Below are 22,070 nucleotides of genomic sequence, written 5' to 3' on the forward strand. Positions count from 1 at the left end.
GGGTGGGAAAGCGGGCTCCCGGAGGGTGTGCGGAGCGGGGTCCACGAAGGGAGCCGAAGACCGCCGAAGCGCCCTCGGAGTCAAAGGGCAGGCCCCTCACCTGGGTGATTCGCCGGAAGGTCGTATAGTTATGATCATTATGGCGAATCGTTACAGCGACTGGCCCACCATGGGCGGACCCCTGCCCGAGCGCATGTCCAAGGCCGAGGGCGTGGTGCGCCACATCAGCGGCATCATCATGAACAAGCAGGTCAGCCCGGGTGACCGCCTCGGCACCAAGGAGGAGCTGCGCCAGCGGTTCGAGGTCTCCGTCGGCACCTTCAACGAGGTGGTCAGGCTCCTGGAGACACGCGGTCTGGTGGAGGCGCGTCCCGGCCCCCGCGGAGGCATCTTCGTCAGCTCCCCCAGTGCGCACATCCGGCTGAGCCACCTCATCCTGGGGCTGGGAGACGACGCGTTGTCGGTCGCCAACAGCCTGGAGGTCCGTGAGGCCCTGGAGGCCACCATCGCCGAGCACGCGGCGCGGGAGGCGGGCAGAGAACAGATCCAACGCCTGCGGGAGATCGTGGCCCTGATGGCGGACCTCAGGGACGACCCGGCCGGTTATCTGGCCCGCAACTGGGAGCTGCACGAGGAGATCGCACGGATCTCCTCCAACCAGCTGCTGAGCACCCTGTACGTGTCGCTCCTCGACAACGCGCGCGAATCGGTGCGCGAGATCGCGGCGGACCCCGGCTTCGAGGCGGGTTTCGAGGCCAACCTCCAGCTGCACCGCAACCTGGTGGACGCCATCGCCTCGGGTGACGCCCGGCTCGCCAGACGCGCGGCCGACGAACACACACCGCCGCGCAGCAGCACACGCACGCCGCCGGGCTGAACCGGACGGCAGGGGCGACGGGGCGGGCTTCGTGGAGTTCGGGGGACGCACGTTGACATATTAACCATAATCAATAGAGTGATTGCATTCCGTCATCCTCCAGGAGCGTTCCGACGTGACCCCCCTGAACTCCCTCACGCGGCGTGGTCGCCTGGACCACGGTCCGCGCACGTCGACCCTCGGCACCCTACGCCGGGGTCTGGTCGGCGTCGTCGTCGCCCTGTGCCTCGCTGAGGCCGTGGCCCGCTGGGGTGTGGACTCGTCCGCGCTGCCCCCGGTCTCCGTGGTCCTGGCCAACACCGGGCGGCTCCTGGTCGACCCGGCCTTCCTCACCGAGGTCGCCGCCACCCTCACCGCCGCCGTCACCGGCCTCGCCATCGCGGCGGTCGCCGGTGTCGGCCTGGGACTGCTCCTGGGCTCCCTGCGCTGGGTCGAACGCGCCTCCTCGGTGGTGGTGGAGTTCCTCCGCCCGATCCCCTCCGTGGCGCTCATCCCGGTGGCCATCCTCGTCTTCGGCCAGGGGTCAGAGATGAAGGTGGCCCTGGTGACCTACGCGGCACTGTGGCCGATCCTGTTCAACACCCTCTACGGGGTGCGGGCCGTGGAGCCGCTGGCCAGGGAGTCGGCCCGGGTGTTCGGGGTGCCCCGGCTCGCGGTCCTGGCCCGGGTGGTCCTGCCGTCCACCGCACCCTTCGTCGCAGCCGGGGTGCGGATCTCGGCCGCGATCGCGCTGATCGTCACCGTCAGCGCCGAACTGCTCGCCGGCGCCGCCGAGGGTCTGGGCAGCTGGATCCTGCGCATGAGCTCGGGCGGCGCCAACACCGACATGGTCTACGCGGGGACGATCGTGGCCGGGCTCCTGGGTCTGGTCGTGAACGGGCTCCTGCGCGCCGGTGAACAGCGGCTCTTCCGCTGGAAGCGCCTCATGGAGGAACAGACGTGAAGACGTTCCCGACGGTGGAGCCGACCTCGAACGCGCGAGGGCCCGGCATGGTGCGACCGGCACCCGCGAACCCCGGCCAGGGGTCCCAGGGGCCTGCACGATCGGGCCGGACCGGACGCACCGGGCGCGCGCTGGGATCGTTCCTGCTGCGGTGGGCCGTCCTGGCCGGACTGCTGCTGGTGTGGGAACTGGCGGCGCTGAACGCGCGCTCGCCGTTCTTCCCCCCGCCCACCGAGTTCCTGGCCCGCGCCGGTGAACTGTGGCTGCCCTCGGCCGAGGCATGGCTGACCGACAGCATGCGCGACGACGTCCTGCCCAGCCTGGCGCGAATGCTCGCCGGTCTGGCCCTGGCCACCGTCACCGCGGTCGCCCTGGGCGTGGCCATCGGCCTGAACCGACGGATCGGCGACTACCTCGATCCCGTCGTCCAGTTCGCCCGCGCGCTGCCGCCACCCGCGCTCATCCCCCTGTTCCTGGTGCTGTTCGGTCGCGACGACCTGATGCGGGTGCTGCTGATCGCCTTCGGGACGTCCTGGCCGATCCTCATCAACACCATCGAGGGCGTACGCTCCATCGACCCGCTCAAGCACGCCACCGCCCGCGTGTTCGGCGTTCCCCTGCACACACGCCTCACCCGCATCGTCCTGCCCGGCGCCTCGCAGAAGATCCTCGCGGGGGTGCGCACCGCCCTCGCGCTCGGCCTGATCCTGATGGTGATCTCCGAGATGGTCGCCGCGACCGGCGGGATCGGCTACCACATCGTCCAGGCCCAGCGCGGTTTCCAGATCCTCGACATGTGGGCGGGGATCGCGCTCCTGGGCGTCCTCGGCTACCTGCTCAACCTCGCCCTGACCCTGGTGGAGCACCGGCTGCTGGCCTGGCACCGGATCGCCAACCGCCCCAGTTCCGAACCCGCGGGCCAGTGAGGCCCCGACCATGAGGACCACATCCATGCTCGACGTCAGAGGCCTGACGCACACCTACGGCAGCGGTGCCACGGCGCACACCGCGCTCGCGGACATCGGTTTCTCGGTCGCCGAGGGTGAGCTGGTCTCCGTGGTGGGGCCCTCCGGATGCGGCAAGACCACCCTGCTGCGCGTCCTCTCCGGGCTCCAACGCCCCACCGGCGGCGAGGTCTCCTTCCAGGGACGGCCCGTGAACGGTGTGCCCGAGGGACTGGCGATGGTCTTCCAGGACTACGCCCGGTCCCTGTACCCGTGGCAGACCGTGGCGGGCAACGTCCGCTTCCCCCTGCGCCACCTGCGCCTGGGACGCGAGGAGGCCCAGCGGAGGGTGACGGAGTCGCTGGCCGCCGTGGGGCTGGAGGGGCACTCCGACAGGTACCCCAGCCAGCTCTCCGGAGGCATGCAGCAGCGGGTGGCCATCGCCCGGGCCCTGGCCTACCAGCCGGGGGTCCTGCTGATGGACGAGCCCTTCGCCTCCATCGACGCCCAGACCCGTGAGGACCTCGAGGACCTGGTCCTCAAGGTGCGCGAACGCTACGACATGACCATCGTCTTCGTCACCCACGACATCGACGAGAGCGTCTACCTCGCCGACCGCGTGGTCGTGCTCTCGGGCCCGCCCACCACGGTCGTGACCACCATCGACGTGCCGCTCCCCCAGCCGAGGGACCAGATCGAGACCAAGGAACTGCGGGAGTTCGTCGCCCTGCGCGGCGAGGTCGCACGCCTGATCCGGCGCCCCTCCTCCGATCGGGCGCCGGAACCGCTCCACAGCCACTCCGGCAACCACTGACCGAGCAACCAGCCGGGTGCGCGGCCCCCTACCGTGCCCCGCCGACCCCCCAAGGCGCTAATCCATCATGATGATTATGTCCGAAACCTCGTCGACGAGCAGGCGCTGGACCATGGCCTGCGCCGGTGCCGCCCTCGTCCTCGCCGCCACCGCCTGCTCCGATTCCTCCGAGGCCGACGACGGTCCCACCGACGAGACCACGACGCTGGTCGTGGGCATCACGCCCATCATCGACCACGCCTCCGTGTTCATCGCCATCGAGGAGGGCTTCTTCGACGAGGAGGGCCTCAGCGTGTCCGCCCAGCCCGTGCAGGGCGGTGCGGCCGCCGTCCCGGCGATGGTCTCCGACGATCTCCAGGCGGCCTTCGCGAGCTACCCGTCCTTCTTCCTCGCCGAGAGCCAGTACATCGGCGTGACCATCGTCGCCGAGGGCGTGCGGGGGACCGAGGAGACCGCGGGGATCTACGTGAACGACGACTCCCCCATCGAGGGTCCCGAGGACCTCGAGGGCAGGACGATCGCGGTCAACACCCTGAACAACATCGGTGACGTGAGCATCGCCGCCTCGCTGGAGGAGCAGGGGGTGGAGACCGCCGGGATCGAGTTCGTGGAGTACCCCTTCCCGGACATGGTGCCCGCCCTCGAACAGGAGGCCGTGGACGCGGTCTGGCTGGTGGAGCCGTTCCGCAGCGGCGCCGAGAAGGACGGCGCCCGCAAGGTCTTCTCCTCCTACACCGGGATCGCCGAGGGCATCCCGGTCTCGGGGATCGGCATGGCGGACGAGTTCGTGGCTGCCAACCCGACCACCGTCGAGGGCTTCACTCGGGCGATCGAGCGCGCCAACGGCGTGCTCGCCGAGGACCCCGCCATCGCCGCGGAGATCGTGCAGACCTACTCGGAGACGACCGAGGAGCAGGCCGATGCCATGGAGCTCCCGGTGTGGACCGAGGGCGCGGTGGACGTGGACGAGCTGGGCCGCTGGAACGACCTGCTGCTGGCCACGGGTGTCCTGCACGAGCCCATCGAGATGTCCGAACTGACCCTCCAGGACTGATCCGTCCACGGCCGGGGACGGTGCCGCCACGTGTGGCACCGTCCCCGGCCGGGACCGCACCGGCCCGACCCCTCCCAGGAGAGTTCCCTTGCCCCTGATCGAAGTGACCCTCACCGAGGGCCGGGACCCCGCGCGGCTGCGCGAGCTCATGCGGTCCGTGCACGAAGCGGTCGAGACCAGCCTGGACGCCCCGGCGCGGAGCATCCGTGTCATCGTCCGCGAGGTACCGCCCACCCTGTGGTCGGCCGGGGGCACCACCCTGGCCGAGCAGCGGGGCCTGGACCGTCCCGACACCGAGCACGCGGCCAACGGCGCCGCTGTCGGCACACCCGCTCCGGAGGGGAACTGACATGGCCGGGGCACAGTCGGACGTCGAGCTGTTCGGCCACGTCATCGACGGCGAGGAGATCAACGCCGGGGACGGTCCGGGCTTCGACAGCGTCGACCCCTACACGGGCCGCCCCTGGGCCCGCTTCCCCCTTGGCGGTGGGGCCGAGGCGGACCTGGCCGTGGACTCCGCCCGCCGGGCCTTCGACTCCGGGCCGTGGCCGAGGATGAGCCGCTCCGAGCGCCGTGCGATCCTGCACCGGCTGGCCGATCTCGTGCTGGAGAACCGCCGGGACCTGGCACTGGCGGACACCCGTGACATGGGCAAACCCGTGTCGCAGAGCCTGAACAAGGACGTTCCGCGCACCGCCGAGAACCTTCGGTTCTTCGCCGACCACGCCGCCCTCACCCCGGCCGAGCTGTACCCCTCCGACACCGGTCACCACGCCTACACCCGCTACGAACCGGCCGGTGTGGTGGTGGCCATCGCCCCGTGGAACTTCCCCCTGATGCTGGCGAGCTGGAAGATCGCTCCCGCACTGGCCTGGGGAAACACGGTCGTGCTGAAGCCCGCTGAGGACTCCCCCGCCTCGGTCACGATCCTGGCACGCCTGGCCCTGGAAGCCGGGATGCCGCCCGGGGTGCTCAACGTGGTGCACGGCTACGGCCCCGACTCGGTGGGGTCGGCGCTGACCGGCCACGCCCGGGTGGACCGGGTCACCTTCACCGGTGAGAGCGCCACCGGGACGGCGGTGGCGCGCGCGGCGGCCACCCACCTCACCCCGGTCAGCCTCGAACTGGGCGGCAAGGGCGCGAACGTGGTGTTCGCCGACGCCGACATCGAACAGGCGGTGGAGTGGTCGGTACGCGCGGCCTTCACCAACGCCGGGCAGGTGTGCCTGGCCGGGTCGCGGCTGTACGTGCACCGGTCGATCGCGGACGAGTTCACGCGCCGCCTGTGCGAGGCCGCCGACCAGTTGGTGCCCGGGGACCCCAAGGACCCGGCCACGCTGCTGGGCCCGCTGTCCTCCGAGGCGCACCACCGCAAGGTGTCGGGATACCTCGACTCCGTGGCGGAGTGGGGCGGCACCGTGGCGACCGGCGCGGCGGGGCCGGGGCTGTTCGTACGCCCCACCGTGGTCACCGGCCTGCCGAAGGAGGCACCGCACCGCAACGAGGAGGTCTTCGGACCGCTCGTGACGGTCACCCCCTTCGACACCGAGGACGAGGTGGTGGCTGAGGTCAACGACAGCCCCTACGGGCTCAACGCCATGCTGTTCACCGAGAACCTGTCCCGGGCCCACCGCGTGGCAGCCTCCCTGAGGGTGGGCACGGTGTGGGTGAACTGCTTCTTCGTCCGCGACCTGCGCGCGCCCTTCGGCGGGGTGGGTCGTTCCGGCCTGGGCCGCGAGGGCGGTGCCCACAGCCGCGAGTTCTTCACCGAGCCCAAGGCCGTGGTGGTGCGCATCGGCGAGGACCCGGGGGCGGACGGGGCCGCCTGAACGGCCCCGTCCCGCGAACCGCCCCCGGCCGGGGCCACTCCACACCCTCCGGCCGGGGGTTTGCCGTGTTCCCACGCGAGACCGCCCGCGGGGGCTCATTCCCGGGTGGTCACCCTCTTCGGGGGCAGCGGAACGAAGGCGCTGGTCCGGGCGACGTACTCCGACCAGCCGGGTCGGCCGGACATGTGCTCGTCGAGCAGTCGCTGGCCCGAACCACGGGTGAGCAGGTAGGTCATCAGCAGGGGCGCGGGCAGGGTGAGCAGGACCCACCAGGACCCGGCGGCGACCAGGAACAGGCCCCACCACACGAGGGCGTCGCCGAAGTAGTTCGGGTGCCGGGTCCAGGCCCACAGTCCCCGGTCCATGATCCGGCCCCGGTTGGCGGGGTCGGCCTTGAACCGGGCGAGCTGGGCGTCGCCGACGGACTCGAACGCGAACCCGGTGAGCCAGACCAGCACGCCCAGGAACGCCAGCCAGCCGAGGGCGCCGGCGGTGTGGCCGGCGACCTGCAACGGGAGCGAGATCAGCAGGAGGAGGGATCCCTGAAGCAGGTAGACCACCCGCAGGGCGTACAGGTTCCGGTTGCCCGGGGCGTTGGCGAGGAACCGTTCGTACCGGGGGTCCTCGCCCTTGCCGCGGCCGCGCAGCCCGATGTGGACGGCCAGTCGCAGACCCCACACGGCGGTGAGGGCGGCCAGCAACCAGGTCCGCGCGGGGTCACCGGTCCCCGTGACGGTGGCGACCACGGCGGTGGACACGGCCACCCCGGCGAAGCCGAGCCCCCAGGCGACGTCCACGACGCCGTGGCGTCCCACACGGACCGCGACCGCGAAGGTAGTGAGCATGACCGCGCACACCACGACCGCGGTGACCGCGAGGTTGAGCAGGAAGGCGGTGAGGGCGGTCATCGTGTCGCCACCGCCTCGGCGACCGGTTCCGCGCTGGTCTCGTCCCGGATCACCGGGTCCGGGCGGACCGCCAGGATCTGGTCCACGCCCATGCGCCCCTCCTCGAAGGCCAGTGACCCTCCGGCCAGGTAGAGGCGCCACACCCGGGCCGCCTCGGGACCAGCGAGGGCGACCAGTTCGTCGAACCGCCGCTCCAGCACGTCCGTCCAGGCGCGGGCGGTGCGGACGTAGTGCTCCCGCATCGCCCGCACGCCCCGCACTTCGAGCCCCGCGTCCTCCAGGAGGCCGACGGTCTCACCGAGCGGACGCATGTGCATGTCGGGCGCGACGTAGCGCTCGATGAAGGGACCTCCACCGGGCTGGGATCCGCGCCGGGACATCTGCTGGACCAGCAGGGAGCCACCGGGGCTCAGCAGACCGTGGAGCTGGCGGGCGAACGGCGCGTAGCCGTCGCGGCCCACGTGCTCGCCCATCTCCACGGAGGCGACGGCGTCGAAGCCTCCGGGCCCGAAGGTGTCGTGGGCGACGTCGCGGTAGTCGAGCAGGCGCACGTCGACCAGCTGTTCGAGCCCCTCCTCCTCAGCGCGCGCGAGCACGTGGTCGCGTTGCCGGGCGGACAGGGTGAGCGCCGAGACGTGTGCCCCGTACCACCGGGCCGCGTGGAGGGTCAGCGATCCCCACCCGCACCCGACGTCGAGCAGCCGGTCCCCCTTGTTCAGGCGGAGGGTGTCACAGATCAGGTCGAGTTTGGCGCGCTGGGCGTCGGCGAGGCTCTGGCCGTGATCATCCCCGTCCCAGAGCGCGCACGAGTAGGCCATGGTCTCGTCGAGCAGCAGCTCGTAGAGGTCGTTGCCCGCGTCGTAGTGGTGGGAGATCGCGGCGGCGTCCCGCTCCCGTGAGTGGCGCCGTCCTCTGACGCGCGCCTCGGAGACCGGAGGGGGCGGCGGCGGTCCGACCACGCCCAGGACCACGGCCGTACGGGCGATCCTCGCCCAGGTGCGCGGACCGGGGACCGAGGTGCCGTGTGCCTCGACCGACGCCCACACCCTGCGCAGCGCGTCGGTGAGGTCCCCCTCGACCTCCACGCCGCCGGTGACGTAGGCGCGGGACAGCCCGAGTTCTCCGGGGCGGGCCAGGACGTGACGCAGGGCGTCACGGTCGCGGACGGTCACGCGCGGGGCGTCGAGCGGTCCGGTCTCGCTGCCGTCCCAGGCCCGCAGCCGGACCGGGAGGACCCCGTTGAAGAAGGCGGCGGCCAGGGGGCCGAGCATGTGGGCGACGCCCCGGGGACGCGGGTGGGTGGTCGTCATGCGGCACGCTCCATGGTGATCTGTTCGACGTCGATGAGCCCGGACCGGAACCCGGCCTCGCAGTAGGCCAGGTAGAAGGTCCACATGTGGCGGAAGGTGTCGTCGAAGCCGAGCGATCGCACCTGTTCCGCCGCCCCGGCGAAGGTCTCGCGCCACACGCGCAGGGTGTCGGCGTAGTCCCGGCCGAAGGCGAGGCGGTCGGTGATCCGCAGTCCGGTCCGGGCGGCGAGCTGTTCGCGGATGGCGGTGACCGAGGGGATGAGTCCGCCGGGGAACACGTACTTGTGCATCCACGTGTAGGAGCCACGGGAGGCTCGCATCAGGCGGTGTTCCATGGTGATGGTCTGGAGGGCGACCCTTCCGCCCGGCCGGACCAGCCGGTCCAACGCGGCGAAGTAGTCGGGCCAGTAGCGCTCACCGACCGCCTCGACCATCTCGCAGCTGACCACCGCGTCGTGGGTGCCGGTGGCGTCCCGGTAGTCGCACAGCTCCACGGAGACCCGGTCGGACAGTCCCTCGGCGGCCACGCGCTCACGGGCGAGGTCGCGCTGCTCGGTCGACAGGGTGAGGGAGGTGACGTGGGCTCCCCTGCGGGCGGCGCGCACGGCCAGTTCACCCCATCCTGTACCGATCTCCAGCAGCCGGGTGCCCTCCCCGACCCCCGCGGCGTCCAGGAGCCGGTCGGTCTTGCGTGCCTGGGCACGGGCCAGGCCGTCGGCGTCACGCGGGTCGTCGTCGGTGAACAGCGCCGACGAGTAGGTCATGGTGCGGTCGAGGAAGAGGGCGAAGAGGTCGTTGGAGAGGTCGTAGTGGTGGCTGATGTGGCGACGGGCCCCGGCGCGGGTGTTGCGGTCCGAGGACGGGCGGCGCGGCAGCGTGAGGTGGCGCAACGGCTGGAGCGGCTTGGGGACCAGCTCCTCGTAGTGCTCGGCGAAGCGGGTGAGCACGGCGACCGGGTCGGGTGAGTCCCACTCCCCCGCCATGTACGACTCCCCGAACCCGATGAGGCCGTCGTGGGCCAGGCGGGCGTGGAAGGCGTCGGGGTCGCGCAGCCACAGCACGGGGGCGCCCCCCTCGGTGAGCTCGGCGGGCGGTGCTTCCTGGCCGACGTGCAGGCGGATCCCCACGGCCGGGACGGCGCGGGCGGCGATCAGGCGGGCCACGGCGGTGCGCAGTCGGCTGTCGGGGACCCTGGCCACGTCGGGCCAGCGGCGCGGGTCGACGGCGCCGGGTGGGTGGGGGTTGGTCGCGGTCATGGTCGTGTTCCTCGTGGTTGGGGATGGCCGGGACTGGGGCGGGCGCTGTCGGGAGCACACGTGCGGAGCCCGCGCTCCTCGGTGCGGGGGCAGCCGGGCTCGGGGCGTTCCCGGATCGGGAGACCGCGTAGGTGGAGCCAGACACCGTGGACCCTGATGCGGGCCGCGTTGACCAGCGGCGCCAATGGGTGGCGCACGGACAGGCGGAGCAGCTGGGCGAGGGTCGCGGGGCGGCGACGGCCGCGCACGGAGGCTGTGAAGGGAGGGCGGCCCTCACGGTGGAGGGCGACAGTGAGCGCGAGCCGTTCGCCGGGCTCGGGCAGGCTGAGCCGGTACTCGCCGTCGACCTCGTTGAACGGGGAGACGAACAGGTCCTTGGGCACGCTGGCCCGCCCCCGCTGGTCCGGGTGGAGCAGATAGCGGTGGCGGTCGCCGTAGGTGTTGTGGACCTCGGCGACGACCACCCGCGGGGAACCGTCGGGGTCGTGGCACCAGTAGACGGTCAGCGGGTTGAAGACGTGCCCGAACACCCGGGCGTGCGCGAGCATGAACACCCGGCCGCCGTTCAGGTCGATCCCGTGTTCGCGCAGGTGGTGGACGATGTCGGCGCGCAGGGTCGCCGCACGGCCGTCACCGTGGTCGGCGGGGTGGAACCCCGCCAGGGCTCGCAGCGGCCACGGGAGGCGGGGCGGGGCGTCGAGGTCGACCAGCCAGTAGTACGTGCGGTGCTCGAAGGCGTGCCGGACGGGCTCGGCGCGGGCGTGCCGCACCGTGGCCTCGTACAGGGCGGGGATCACCACCGCCTCCCCAAGGCGGCGGCCGCCTCGACCCCGGAGCGGCAGCCGTCCTCGTGGAATCCCCAGCCGTGGTGGGCCCCGGCGAAGGCGAGGACAGGGGTGTCCAGGGAGCGCAGCCGCCCCTGCGCGGCCACCGACTCCGGGGTGAAGACGGGGTGGGCGTAGTCCATGGCCGCCACCACACGGTCGGGTTTGACGTCGTCGTCGGCGTTGAGCGTGACCACGTAGTCGGTGCCCTCGGGAAGGCCCTGGAGCCGGTTCATGTGGTAGCTGACCCGCACCGGGGAGCCGCCCGGGTCGCAGGAGGTCAGCCGGTGGTTCCAGGAGGCCCAGGTGTCCCGGTCCGAGGGCAGGACCGAGGTGTCCGTGTGCAGCAGGGTGTGGTTGCGCGTGTAGGTGAAGGCTCCCAGGATCTCCCGTTCGTCGGCGGAGGGGTGTTCGATGAGTGCGAGGGCCTGGTCGGCGTGGGTGGCGACCACGGCGGCGTCAAACTCCAGCACCTCGTTGTCGGTGCTCAGTCGTACCCCGTCCCCGTTGTGGGCGAGGGCCCGCACGGGTGTGCCCAGGCGGACGGAGTGCAGGCCCGCCAGCACACGTTCCACGTAGGTGTGCGAGCCGCCCTCCACGGTGCGCCAGCGCGGGGAACCCCAGATGCCGAGCATGCCGTGGTGCTCCAGGAAGCCGAACAGGTGGCGGGCCGGGTAGTCCAGGGCGGTCCCGGCCGGGCAGGACCAGACCGCCGACACCAACGGCAGGAGGAAGTGCGCGGTGAAGTAGGGGGAGAAACGGTGCCGGTCCGCGAACTCCCCAAGGGTGGGGCCGACCACCGTGCCCCCGGGATCGACCTTCCGGGCCACGGAGACCAGGCGACGGGCCGCCTGGTGGAAGCGCGGGATGTCGAGGAGCATGCGGACGTGGTCGGCGCTGCGCCGGGACCCGCTCGGCCACAGCGCGCGCGCACCCCGTGCGCCCGCGTATTCCAGACCGCATCCCTCGCAGCTCACCGACAGGCTCATCTCGGTGGGCCGGGTGGCGACGCCGAGTTCGTCGAAGAGCCGCAGCAGGTGGGGGTAGGTGCGGCGGTTGTGCACGATGAAGCCGGAGTCGACACCCAGTTCGCCGCCGTCCGCCCCGGGAACGCGGTGGGTGTGGGCGTGGCCGCCTGGGCGGTCGTCGGCCTCGAACAGGGTGACGTCGTCGTGCCGGCCGAGGATGTACGCGGCCGTCAGTCCGGAGACGCCGCTGCCGATGACCGCGACCCTGCGACGCCCGTTGTGGTGTGTGCTCATGCGTCCTCTCGCGAAACAGGTGTCTGGCTGACACCAGTGATTCGGAGCAGGTCGGGGAGCGGATTGGTGGTAGTTGGGAAAAAAAGATTCACGGAATGCGAGAGGGCGCTGGGGCGGTCGGTCAGGGCTGCCAGCCGTGCACGCCGGAGCCCTCCTCCTTGAGTAGGAGACCACCGCCGCGGGCACCGCCAACGGCTGGAACCAGGGACGGTCCTCGGCCCGCTCGAGCCCGCTCTCCGAGCGTTCCTCCCCACCGAACAGCAGGTCGTTTCCGGAGGTCGTCGGTCTCCCGGTCCGCGTAAGGGATCAGGAGTGGGAGGTGAACGACGCGGCCAGCCCGGCGACTACGGCCCCGGCAGAGGCGGAGGTGACGGGGAGAAGGGGGCTGGAGCGGCGCCGGGGTGAATGTCCCGCCCACGGTCGAAAGGAGTCGGCCCACGGCCAACTGCCCCACGTACGAGATCAGGACGCCGGGTTTCGGTGAGGGCATGCGCCTGGAGACCGAGGCCGGGAGCAGGGCGTCCCGGGGGAGGTGACGCACGGCGGGCTGGGCCAGCACGGCGGTCCCCACCGCCAGCAGCGGCGGGAGGGGCCACTCCAAGGGGCCCGAAGCCCCTTGGGAGGAGCGGGTTCAGTGGTCGGCGGAAGCTGCGGGACGGGGGTCCAGCCCGAGCCCGGAACGCAGGTCGGCGCACACGTCCTGGCAGGTCTCGTCCCTGGTCACGACGTCCACCTCACCGCCACGCGCCCAGCGGGCGAGCTGGTCGGCCCACTCGGAGCGGGGCATGGACACGACGTCCGGGGGTTCGACCCCCTCACTGACCGCGCCCGGAGCGCCGTCGGTGAGCACGGTGATCCGACAGTCGGGGTGGAGTTCGGAGAGGTCGACGGAGAGCGGCTGCTCGGAGTGCAGGACCACGACGTGGATCGGGTCAGGGGTCTCAGTGGTGGACATGGTCGCCTTTCCTCAGGGGGGAACGCCCGAAGACCTACTCTCCCCAGCCCCCTCCGAAACGTCTTTCACCGGGCCGGAACCGGCCACCCAGGGACGACCCCGCACAGTGACGGGGATCCCACCCCAAGCCGAACAGGACAGGCTAATCTCGGAGCAGGCCCACGGAAGTTCCAGTGGTGTGAACCACTGAGCCGTGGCGCTCGGGGGCGACGTCCCTTCCCCAGTCGTCGCCCCCGAGCACCGTCTCCCTTCCTGCCGCTTCCCGGGGCGAAGCGCGCCTTATGGACAACTCATCCGGTAGCCACCAGGCTGGCCCCATGAGACTGCTCCCTCGACTCCAACGCATCGACCAGCGCGTCTACGACCGTGTGACCCGAGTGGGCACCCCCTTCCTGGACGGCTACACGCCGAAGTTCGTGCAGAGCACCGACAACATGGCGCCGTGGGTACTGGTCTCGGCCACACTCGCGGTCACCGGCGGACCACGCCTGCGCCGCACCGCGATGCGGGCGATCGTCGCCGCCGGGCTCGCCAACGCCGGCGCGACCGCGGTCAAGTACCTGGTTCGGCGCTCGCGCCCGGACAGCTCCGCGGTGCCCACCGCGCGCGTCCCCTACCGCACCTACCTCAGCTCCTCCTTCCCCTCCGGTCACACCGCCGCCGCGGTGGGCTACGCGGGCGGTGTGATGTCCGACGCCCCGCTGCCACTGTCGGTGCTGGTGTCCGCCATGGCGGGCGCCGTGGGTTTCTCCCGCGTGCACAGCGGGGTCCACTACCCGGGTGACGTACTCGGCGGGGTCGCGGTCGGCGCCGCCTCGGCGCTGCTCTCCCGCGCGCTCCTCCCGCCCCGTCCCGAACTCGTCTTCGGCGCGAGCACCACCCCCGCGGGTGAGGCGGACGTGGATCCGGAGGGCTCGGGGGTGACCGTCGTGGTCAACCCGCGCGGCGGCGACACCGGAGTGCCCACGCTGACCACCGCCGACACCACCACCCGGGTGGCCCGCCAGCTGCCCCGGGCGCGGATCGTTCCGCTCTCCGCCGACGACGACGTCGCCGCGGTGATGGACGAGGCGGCCCGCGACTGCGAGGTACTCGCGGTGGCGGGCGGCGACGGGACCGTCAACGCCGGGGCCACGGCGGCGCTCACACACGACCGGCCCCTGCTGGTGCTGCCGGACGGCACCCTCAACAACTTCGCCCGCACCCTGGGACTGACCTCGGTCGAGATCGCCCTGCGCGCCTACGCGGGCGCTCGGCTGGCACGGGTGGACGTGGGCGAGGTCGACGGGCGCGTCTTCCTCAACACCTCGTCGTTCGGGTCGTATCCGCGCATGGTGGAGGTGCGCGACCGCTGGGCGGACCGGATCGGCAAGTGGCCCGCCTTCGCGCTCGCCCTCTGGCGCGACCTGCGCGAGGTCCAGCCCACCCCGGCGCTGGTGGACGGGCGCCCCGTGAAGGTGTGGTGGGCGTTCGTGGGCAACTGCCGGTACCGGACGCACGCCCGGGTGCCGGGTCTGCGGGAGAGCCTGGACGACGGACGGTTGGACGTGCGGGTGCTGCGCGCGCGCTCACCCTTCCCCCGGCTGCGGGCCCTGGCGGACGTCCTGTTCGCGCGGACGGTGTCCGGGGCGGGCTACACCGAGCGGCTCACCGAGTCGCTGACCCTGTCCATTCCGGACGAGCCCCGGCTGCTGGCTGTGGACGGCGAGGTCGTGGAGGGATCACCCGAGGTGGTCTTCCGTAAGCGCCAGGGGGCACTGCGGGTGTTCGTGCCACTGCTCAACGGCTGAGCCGGGGCGGGTCCGCCCCGGCTCAGAGCTCCAGACCGCGCAGGATCGCGCCGAGGTCCCGCCAGGCCTGCTCGGTGTCGGGGCCGCGCAGATGCGGGGCGGCGAACCAGTCGACGAACTCCACGACGTCCTGGAGCGCCCAGCGCAGCCGGTACAGGGTCAGGAGCGCGGGGTCGGGCCGGTGCCCGGTGGCCTCGGTGTAGCGGGCGAGTTCGTCGGGGTCGTCGGTGACCAGCCACAGGTCGCGTTCGGGGGCGGCCAGGCCCACGGTGTCCCAGTCGACGAGCAGCGGGCCGGACCCGCGCCACAGCAGGTTGCCGGGGTGCGGTTCGCCGTGGGTGGTGACCGCCGGCGAGCCGTCGACCTCGGCGGCTCGGTGGCCGAACTCGTCCAGACGCTCCCGCAGCACGGCGCCGTGTGCGGAGAGCAGTTCGGCGGTGGGCCCCGCGAAGGGGCCGTGGTCACCGATCCCCTCGGGGTCGGCGGTGAGCCCGGCCAGCCGGGCGGCTCCGTCCAGGGTCGGCGGGGCGGCCCGGACCTCGGCGGGCGGGGTGCGCCCGTGGAGGCGGGCGAGGGTGTCCAGGACCCGGTCCCGCTGTTCGGGCGTGAGCTCCTGCCCGAAGCCGCCGGGGGTGCCCTCCGTGTGCGGGAACACGCTGAGCGCGTAGCGGTCGCCGATCCGCCGGGCGGTGGCGCCCCCGGTGGAGCGGAGTGGGGCCACGACGAAACCGAGCCCGTGCACGTCGTGCAGGTCCGCGGCGGTGTCCATGGCCCGGCGCAGGTTGCGCAGGGCGGTGTCGGGGTCGCCGCCGAGGAAGGGCTTGTGATGGAGGTCCGCCAGGGTGAGGAACCAGCGACGACCGGAGGTGTCGGTGGCGCTCCAGTGGTGGTCGCCGAACCCCAGGGGGACGTGCGTCAGCACCTCCGCGTGGATGCCCCAGTCCGCCAGGGCGTCCTTGATCTGGTGTTCGTCGAAGTCAACGGGCCTGTCCAACATGGCAGTGAAGCTAACACCCCGCGCCCGTCGGGGCACGGAGTTTTCCGTGCGCCGTACCATCCCCTGGAGCGCGTGGCGCGAGGCCCGGAGAGGCGCCCCGGGTCACTCGGTCTCGGCGACCTTGAGGAACCGGGCGAAGCCCTGCTCGTCGCCGGTGATCCGCAGCGCACCGGGCTCGGCCCGTCTCCAGAGGGTGAGCAGCAGATCGGAGGCGGTGCCCTCCACCGTGGTGCTGGCCCGGGTCACAGAGTGGCTGACCCGCCAGTGCTGGCCGGTGTGGTCCACCGACCACGAGCGGTCGACGTCGGTGGCGGTCAGCAGCACCGCACCCGTCGGGCCCACCGGTTCCCTGGGCAGGTCCAGCATCTCGGCCAGGCCGAGGAAGAAGGTGAGGAACTCGTCCACACCGTCCGAGGCGACATCGGAGGGAAGCGGAGCCGGGCCGCCGATCGCGTTGAGCATGTCCCACGCGTGCACGGCGGTCTCCTGTGCCATGCGTCTGTGGATGAAGGCACCGTTCTTCTGCGGGGACCAGGTCCAGCGCGGTTCCTCCGGGTCCAGCGCGGTGAGGGCGGTCAGGGTCTCGGCCAACCCCTCCCGGTACCAGTGCAGGAGCTTCTCGTCGTCGGGGCGCTCCGGCTGCGCGTACCCGTCTTCGGGGTCCCGGATCTCCCCGGAGGCGATGGCCCTCCAGAAGTGGTGGGTCTCGCCGACGTGCCAGACCAGATCGGAGACGTTCCACTCGGGGCAGGTGGGCACGTGCGCGTGCGGCCTGCCCTCGGCGGCGTCGGCGAGGAGGGTGCCGCTCTCGCGAAGGACCGTGAGGTGTCGAGGCGTGTCCATGTTGGGAAGCTAGCACCCGGCGTTAACCGAAGTCCGGTTTTCCACAAGCTGGATTCTCGAAGAATCGGATCTCTGTGAGCGTGCGGGGCCTGGTCACGGGGCCAGGATCTCCCGCCAGGTCGGTGGAGGCGTCGAACACTCCGTTGAGGCGAGGGGCCGAGCCGCTGACCGGCTCGTGCCCCGGAGCAGGGCCACGTCGATGGGGGTGTCGGCCCGTTCCGCCGGGGCGGCGGCCGGTTCGGCGACGGCCCGACTCCTCCAGGGATCGACGGACCGGCCCCTCGTGTCGGGGCCTCCGATTGCGCTGCCCGTCACGAAAACGCCCCGGACCGTCACCACGAGGGGATCGCCACGAGACAGGCCGCCCGCGCGGGTGAGAGCACCCTGGAGGGCGCGCGCACCACCGATCCGGTGAGTTGGGCGCGTGGGCGGACGCCGAACGGCCGTCACGAACCCGCACCGGGCCCGGGCCGACCTCACCGGTGAGGCGAAGGACCTGGCCCGGGTACCCGCCGACACCGTGGAGTGGAACCGAGGACCGATGCGCACCTGCCCCGACGACCAGGGGACGGGGGCACCGGAATGTCGGCACCCACCGATAGTTTCGAACCAGTCGACACGGCCTCCTCCCGGAGGCAGGTACCCCTCCCCACCCCTGCCTGGCACCCGTCTCCCGCACGTGTGCCCGGATCCCCGATCGTCGAAGGGCGTCCCATGACCAGCACCCGCACCTACCTGGAGCTCTCGGAAGAGGGCGGCGGCGCGCACAAGTTCTACGAGGTGACCGTGGACGGCACCGACGTCACCATCCGCTACGGGCGGATCGGGGAACCCGGACAGTCGCGCACCGCGAGCCACACCACCGTCGCCAAGGCCGAGGCCACGGCCGCGAGGAAGATCGCCGAGAAGAAGCGCAAGGGGTACGAGCCCGCCGTGGTCGGGGTCCGCAAGCGGCGCGCGGTGACCAGGCGGACGATCGTCAGCCAGAGGTCGACCGCCAACCTGGCGCCGGTCCTGTGGCGGTTCCGTTCGGGCAGCCCCGCCTTCGGCATCTTCGTCGACGACGAGCGCTGCTGGGTCGGCAACGAGCGCGGGGACGTGTACACCCTGTCCCACCAGGGCACCGTCACCGCCCGCTACGGACTCCCGGACGGCGTCAAGTGCATCGTGGCCGACGACTTCTGGATCTACGCGGGATGCGACGACGGCAAGGTCTACGACCTGGGTGCGAAGATCCCGCACGTGGCGTACGAGATCGCCGAGGACGTGGACATCTTCTGGCTGGACATCCACGACGGGGTGCTCGGTGTTTCCGACGTCGCGGGCCAGATCACCGTGATCGACCACGAGGACGAGTTCCAGTGGTCCCGGCGCAGCGCGGGCAACTCCGCGTGGATGGTCCGCCACGACGAGTCGGGCGTCTACCACGGGCACTCCCGGGGCGTCACCATGTACGACGCGGGCACCGGGAACGAACGCTGGTCGGTGCCGACCAGTGGCGCGGTGCTGTTCGGTTGGCAGGAGGGCGACGAGGTCTTCGCCGCCACGGCCCGCAACTCCGTGGACCGCATCGGCAAGGACGGTGTACACCGCTCCACCTACCGCTGCGACGGGGCGGTCTTCTCCTGCGCGGCCTCCCCGGACGGGCGGTACGTGTTCGCGGGTGACAACCACTCCTCCGTGTACTGCTTCTCCAGGGACGGGCGGCGCCTGTGGAAGCTGGCCACCGGCTGCGGCTCGGCCTACTCGATGCAGTTCCACCAGGACCGTCTGTACATCGTCACCACCGACGGATCGTTGGCCTGCGTGGACGCCTCCGAGGAGGCGATCCTGGCCGCGGAGCGGGGCACCGTCCCGGAGCCGGTCAGCGTCAAGGCCCCCTCCTGGGACGCGGTCACCCCCGCCACCGAGCTGGAGACCGTGCGGACCAGCGAGCTCACCGACACCGACGGGATCGTCGTCGAGTGCGTGGACGAGGGAGGCCGCCTGCGGGTCCGTGTGGTCTCCAACGGCTTCGACCCGTCCCTGCGGGTGCAGTTCCCCAAGGACATCCGCCGGGCGGGAGCCCGCTACGTCGTGAACGAGGTGCTCACCTCGGGCAGCGGCGACTTCTACCGCGTCAGAGGCGACATCCGCCGCCTGGGATAGCCCCTGCCCCGGGCATTCGCCTGATGCCGCGCACTGAGTTCGACCGGGGTGATTGCGCACGGAACGCCGGTTTCCGCCTGGGCGGGAATTAGGGAGGAGAATGACAATAGAGCCAAAACGGCCCTGGTTCGTGAATGCAGACGCAAGGGGACCCTTTTCACACGGGCCCCCTTGAGAATCAGGCGCATCATGCCGCCACGCAGATCTCCGGGTCGGGGCCGCCGACGGGCTCGCTCGCCTTCTCGAAAAGGGAGGGGAGGAGAATCGGCGGCCCGGGACCGCACCATGCGGCTGATGTCCTCCTGTCGCTCCAGCGGGCTGTCGAAGTCGTTGGGTCAGAGGGAGTCGCACTCACTGATGACACGCTCGCACGCGAAGGGCGCCGAACCATGAGCTGCCCGCGACCGAACCGGCGCATTGGTGACACCACGCGTTCACCGCCCCGACGAGAGTGACCGAAGTCGACCCCGTGGTTCACTCCGCCGCGGTGACCCGGATCTTCGACTGCCCGTGCGGGCGCTCCTCCCAGTCCTCCATGAAGCGGGCCCGGAGCCCGTGCTTCTCCGCGAGCGCGACCAGGGTCTGCGTGCGGTAGTAGAAGTCCTCGTGCAGCACGTGGTGCTCGGTGCCCTCGGTGCGGTCGAAGGTGAAGTCGAAGAACCCGCCCGGGGCGAGCACGCGGCCCACGTGGCTCAGGCACTCGTCGATGACCTCGACGGGCGAGTGCGAGAACACGCTGTGGGCGTGGACGACGTCGAAGGAGTCGTCGGGGAGGAAGTCGAAGGTCAGGTCCTGGGTGAGGGTCAGGTGCGGCAGCTTGTGCTGGAGTCCGCGCTCGGCCAGGACCTTCTTGCCCGCGATCAGGATGTCCGGGGAGATGTCGATGCCGTAGTAGCCGCCGGTGTCCAGGTAGTCGATGAACCGCCACCCGGCCCTCAGGTTGCCGCAACCGATGTCGAGCATCCGGTGGCTGGGCTTGAGACCGTGCTCGACCAGGTAGTCGAACTGCATCTGGCCCAGGGCGAGCCAGCGCTCCTCGTTGCGGCTGCCGACCGCCGCCTTCGGGTCCCGGGCCGCGTCGGAGGCCATCACCGCGCGGTAGTAGGAGACGTGGTCCCGGTGTGTGAGGCGCAGACGCAGGTCACGTGCGGACCGCAGGACGTGGGGCGCTATCCGGCCCGGATTCCGCAACGCGTAGCGGATCCGGTGGACCAGGGAGGAACGGTCCGTGGTGAGTTGCTCAGTGCTCTGCTTCGGCATCGGTCGCCCGTGCTTCCGTTCGGTCGTCACGCTGAAGGTGGCATCCCATCACGGGGGGACTGGGTTCGCCAAGAGGGCGGGTGGCGCGAATCGGGGCCACCTTCGGCCACGTCGCCCCCGGGTGTTCCCACCCCGGGGCTGGATCGCGCGGTCTCGCCATCACTCCCAGAGTCGGTGAAATCACCGCAAAATTGCGCCAAGTGTCCCCCTTTTCTCTGTTCGGCACCTTTGTGGGTGTTTCGCTGTCTCCAGGAAGCGAACACCGGAACGAGCGCGGAGACGGGGGCGCGATGGTGAACGAGAGCACGGAGCTACGCCACGCCAGGTCACGAGGTCCACGGAGCAACTGGGTCCCGTTGGGGGCCACGGCCGCGGTGGTCGTGGTCCTGACGGGGGGCTGGGCCCTGGTGAACGCGGCGCTGCCCTCCTCCGAGGCGGTGGAACCGGGGCAGGCCGTCACCCTGGGGTCCAGCGAGGGCTACGGGGCGTCGGTGACCTTCGACGAGGGCTGGGAACTCGACACCGGGTCCAGCACCCTGGGCCAGCAGCTGCGCTTCGTCAAGGGACCGGTCAACCTCCACATGAGTGTGGTGGAGCCGTCCGAGCGCACCGACGCCTCGGAACTCTGGGACGGCATGCGCGAGACGGTGAGGGTCAGCGACTCCTCGGCCACCCTGGGGGAACCGCAGCAGATCACCTCCGACGGCGGAGCGCAGGGCCTGACCGGGGACCTGCACATGCAGGAGCACACCGGAGTCGCGACGGTCTTCCCCTCTCCGAACGGCGGTTTCGCCGTGGAGACCCAGGCCATCGGCGCGGACGCCAGCATGGCCGATCTCGCCGACGCCGAACGGACGGTCCAGTCGATCCGGTTCGACCGGGACACGGAAGGGACCTCATGAGCCACGCACGACCCGAACCCGACGTCCCGCCCACCGCGAGTGGTCAGGTTCCCACCCCCCGGGAGTCCGACCAGGGCCACGAGGGCACCGAACACCTGACCGCGCCGCTCCCCGAACCGCATCGCACCCAACGCCTTCCGGCACTGTTCGCCACGTTGGCCCTCGCCCTGCTCTGCCTGGGCGGCTTCGTCTTCACCCTGACCAACTTCTTCGGGGCGATGTGGGTCTTCCCCACTGAGACTCTGGCCGCAGCCGTCGTGCTCGGTGTGGCCGGTGTGTTCGGCTTCTGGGTCCTGCGGCGGATTCGTCCGGTCCGGCCCCCGAGCTTCACGTTCTCGCTCCTGGCCGTGCTCTGGGGCCTGACCGGGGCGATCGGTCTGTCCCTGTTCTCCAACACCCAGTTGATGTCCGCGTGGTCGCGGCTGGGCGGCGTCGAGTTCGGTTCCGCGTGGGGAGCGGCGCTGACGGCACCGCTCAACGAGGAGTTGCTCAAGACCGCCGGGGTGGTGCTGATCGCCGTGATGGCCGCGCGCGTGGTGCGTGGCCCCGTGGACGGTTTCGTCATGGGCGCTCTGGTCGGGTTGGGCTTCCAGCTCGCTGAGGACTTCACCTACGCTCTCAACTCGATCATGATGCAGGGGGCCACGGACGGTGTCGCCTCGGTGCTCCAGACGCTGTTCCTGCGGGTCGGTCTCACCGGTCTGGGCTCACACTGGGCGATGTCGGCGATCGCGGGTACCGCGGTCGGCCTCCTGGCCGCCTCGGCCTGGCGACCCACCCCGGGCAGGGCCACCGGCGCCCTGCTCCTGTTCCTGTTGGCGATCGGCGTCCACTGGCTCTTCGACGCTCCGCTGTTGGAGGGCCTCCTCGGCGTGCTGTTCAAGATGCTGGTGGTGTTCCTGAGCGCGCTGGCCGTGTACTTCGTGGCGCGGCACGCCCATCGACGTCGGGTTCGGGAGTCCCTGGCCGTGCAGGGCGAGGAACTGGGCATGCACCGGTCAGCGGCGGTCGCCCTCGCCAGTCGGCACGGTCGGAACCGCGAACTGGGCCGGGTGGCGGCGCCGGAGCGGCCCGTCGTCCGCGAACGGCAGGACCAGATGGTGGCGACGGCGGAGGATCGGGCCTCGGAGTACCGGGGCTGAGTCCGTCGGTTC

20 protein-coding genes are annotated in these 22,070 nt (G+C 71.4%); 11 read left to right on the forward strand and 9 right to left on the reverse strand.

Annotated features, from left to right (window positions below; genetic code table 11):
* Positions 1–139 precede the first annotated feature (139 nt).
* From ADX84_RS04120 to ADX84_RS04150, 7 genes are all read left to right on the forward strand, one after another.
* Positions 140–877, forward strand: a complete 738-nt coding sequence (locus ADX84_RS04120; protein WP_049567756.1) for a FadR/GntR family transcriptional regulator — start codon at positions 140–142, stop codon at positions 875–877.
* Positions 878–992: 115 nt separating this feature from the next.
* Positions 993–1,820 carry an ABC transporter permease gene (locus tag ADX84_RS04125; protein WP_082206284.1) on the forward strand — a complete coding sequence of 276 codons (828 nt, stop codon included), beginning with the start codon at positions 993–995 and terminating at the stop codon, positions 1,818–1,820.
* Positions 1,817–2,746: an ABC transporter permease gene (locus tag ADX84_RS04130; protein ID WP_082206285.1), complete on the forward strand. Its 930-nt coding sequence runs from the start codon at positions 1,817–1,819 to the stop codon at positions 2,744–2,746. Before ADX84_RS04125 ends, ADX84_RS04130 begins: the two co-directional genes overlap by 4 nt.
* A 10-nt stretch (positions 2,747–2,756) precedes the next feature.
* Positions 2,757–3,578 (forward strand): ABC transporter ATP-binding protein, encoded by an 822-nt coding sequence (locus ADX84_RS04135; RefSeq protein WP_234003836.1) that lies wholly within the window; start codon positions 2,757–2,759, stop codon positions 3,576–3,578.
* Positions 3,579–3,654: 76 nt separating this feature from the next.
* Positions 3,655–4,632 (forward strand): ABC transporter substrate-binding protein, encoded by a 978-nt coding sequence (locus tag ADX84_RS04140; protein ID WP_199776469.1) that lies wholly within the window; start codon positions 3,655–3,657, stop codon positions 4,630–4,632.
* An 88-nt stretch (positions 4,633–4,720) separates the two neighbouring features.
* Positions 4,721–4,981 (forward strand): tautomerase family protein, encoded by a 261-nt coding sequence (locus tag ADX84_RS04145; RefSeq protein WP_049567765.1) that lies wholly within the window; start codon positions 4,721–4,723, stop codon positions 4,979–4,981.
* Between the two features lies 1 nt (position 4,982).
* A complete protein-coding gene (locus ADX84_RS04150) occupies positions 4,983–6,461 on the forward strand; it encodes an aldehyde dehydrogenase (RefSeq protein ID WP_049567768.1) in 1,479 nt (492 codons plus the stop codon).
* Positions 6,462–6,556: 95 nt separating this feature from the next.
* Here ADX84_RS04150 and ADX84_RS04155 read toward each other — a convergent pair whose 3' ends face one another.
* The 6 genes from ADX84_RS04155 to ADX84_RS04180 form a co-directional block, all read right to left on the reverse strand.
* Complete coding sequence (locus ADX84_RS04155) at positions 6,557–7,369, reverse strand: DUF1295 domain-containing protein (protein WP_049567771.1); 813 nt, start codon at positions 7,367–7,369, stop codon at positions 6,557–6,559.
* A complete protein-coding gene (locus tag ADX84_RS04160) occupies positions 7,366–8,679 on the reverse strand; it encodes a cyclopropane-fatty-acyl-phospholipid synthase family protein (RefSeq protein WP_049567774.1) in 1,314 nt (437 codons plus the stop codon). The genes ADX84_RS04155 and ADX84_RS04160 overlap by 4 nt, the downstream gene beginning before the upstream one ends.
* The gene (locus ADX84_RS04165) at positions 8,676–9,935 is read right to left on the reverse strand and encodes a cyclopropane-fatty-acyl-phospholipid synthase family protein (RefSeq protein ID WP_049567776.1); all 1,260 of its coding nucleotides are present in this window, start codon (positions 9,933–9,935) and stop codon (positions 8,676–8,678) included. Before ADX84_RS04165 ends, ADX84_RS04160 begins: the two co-directional genes overlap by 4 nt.
* Positions 9,932–10,735 carry a DUF1365 domain-containing protein gene (locus ADX84_RS04170; protein ID WP_049567778.1) on the reverse strand — a complete coding sequence of 268 codons (804 nt, stop codon included), beginning with the start codon at positions 10,733–10,735 and terminating at the stop codon, positions 9,932–9,934. Before ADX84_RS04170 ends, ADX84_RS04165 begins: the two co-directional genes overlap by 4 nt.
* Positions 10,729–12,021 carry an NAD(P)/FAD-dependent oxidoreductase gene (locus tag ADX84_RS04175; RefSeq protein WP_049567787.1) on the reverse strand — a complete coding sequence of 431 codons (1,293 nt, stop codon included), beginning with the start codon at positions 12,019–12,021 and terminating at the stop codon, positions 10,729–10,731. The genes ADX84_RS04170 and ADX84_RS04175 overlap by 7 nt, the downstream gene beginning before the upstream one ends.
* Before the next feature lie 631 nt (positions 12,022–12,652).
* Positions 12,653–12,976, reverse strand: a complete 324-nt coding sequence (locus ADX84_RS04180; protein WP_049567790.1) for a hypothetical protein — start codon at positions 12,974–12,976, stop codon at positions 12,653–12,655.
* Positions 12,977–13,293: 317 nt separating this feature from the next.
* Here ADX84_RS04180 and ADX84_RS04185 point away from each other — a divergent pair, with 317 nt between their 5' ends.
* Positions 13,294–14,766, forward strand: coding sequence for a bifunctional phosphatase PAP2/diacylglycerol kinase family protein (locus ADX84_RS04185; RefSeq protein WP_049567795.1), 1,473 nt, complete (start codon positions 13,294–13,296; stop codon positions 14,764–14,766).
* A gap of 22 nt (positions 14,767–14,788) precedes the next feature.
* Here ADX84_RS04185 and ADX84_RS04190 read toward each other — a convergent pair whose 3' ends face one another.
* Both ADX84_RS04190 and ADX84_RS04195 read right to left on the reverse strand, forming a co-directional pair.
* Positions 14,789–15,763, reverse strand: coding sequence for a phosphotransferase (locus tag ADX84_RS04190; RefSeq protein ID WP_082206287.1), 975 nt, complete (start codon positions 15,761–15,763; stop codon positions 14,789–14,791).
* A 102-nt stretch (positions 15,764–15,865) separates the two neighbouring features.
* Complete coding sequence (locus tag ADX84_RS04195; RefSeq protein WP_049567798.1) at positions 15,866–16,606, reverse strand: maleylpyruvate isomerase family mycothiol-dependent enzyme; 741 nt, start codon at positions 16,604–16,606, stop codon at positions 15,866–15,868.
* Positions 16,607–17,320: 714 nt separating this feature from the next.
* On the opposite strand from ADX84_RS04195, the gene ADX84_RS04200 reads away from it, so the two are divergent.
* Entirely contained in the window at positions 17,321–18,754 is a 1,434-nt protein-coding gene (locus ADX84_RS04200) for a WGR domain-containing protein (protein WP_049567802.1), read from the forward strand.
* 474 nt (positions 18,755–19,228) lie between these two features.
* Here the strand turns inward: ADX84_RS04200 and ADX84_RS04205 are convergent, their stop codons facing one another.
* Entirely contained in the window at positions 19,229–20,014 is a 786-nt protein-coding gene (locus tag ADX84_RS04205) for a class I SAM-dependent methyltransferase (RefSeq protein ID WP_049567806.1), read from the reverse strand.
* Positions 20,015–20,304: 290 nt separating this feature from the next.
* Between ADX84_RS04205 and ADX84_RS04210 the strand changes: the two genes are divergently transcribed.
* Positions 20,305–20,916, forward strand: a complete 612-nt coding sequence (locus tag ADX84_RS04210; protein ID WP_369801053.1) for a hypothetical protein — start codon at positions 20,305–20,307, stop codon at positions 20,914–20,916.
* Positions 20,913–22,058 (forward strand): PrsW family intramembrane metalloprotease, encoded by a 1,146-nt coding sequence (locus ADX84_RS04215; protein ID WP_049567813.1) that lies wholly within the window; start codon positions 20,913–20,915, stop codon positions 22,056–22,058. Before ADX84_RS04210 ends, ADX84_RS04215 begins: the two co-directional genes overlap by 4 nt.
* Positions 22,059–22,070 lie beyond the last annotated feature (12 nt).

It is taken from the genome of Nocardiopsis sp. SBT366 (assembly GCF_001083815.1).
Classification (GTDB): Bacteria; Actinomycetota; Actinomycetes; order Streptosporangiales; family Streptosporangiaceae; genus Nocardiopsis; species Nocardiopsis prasina.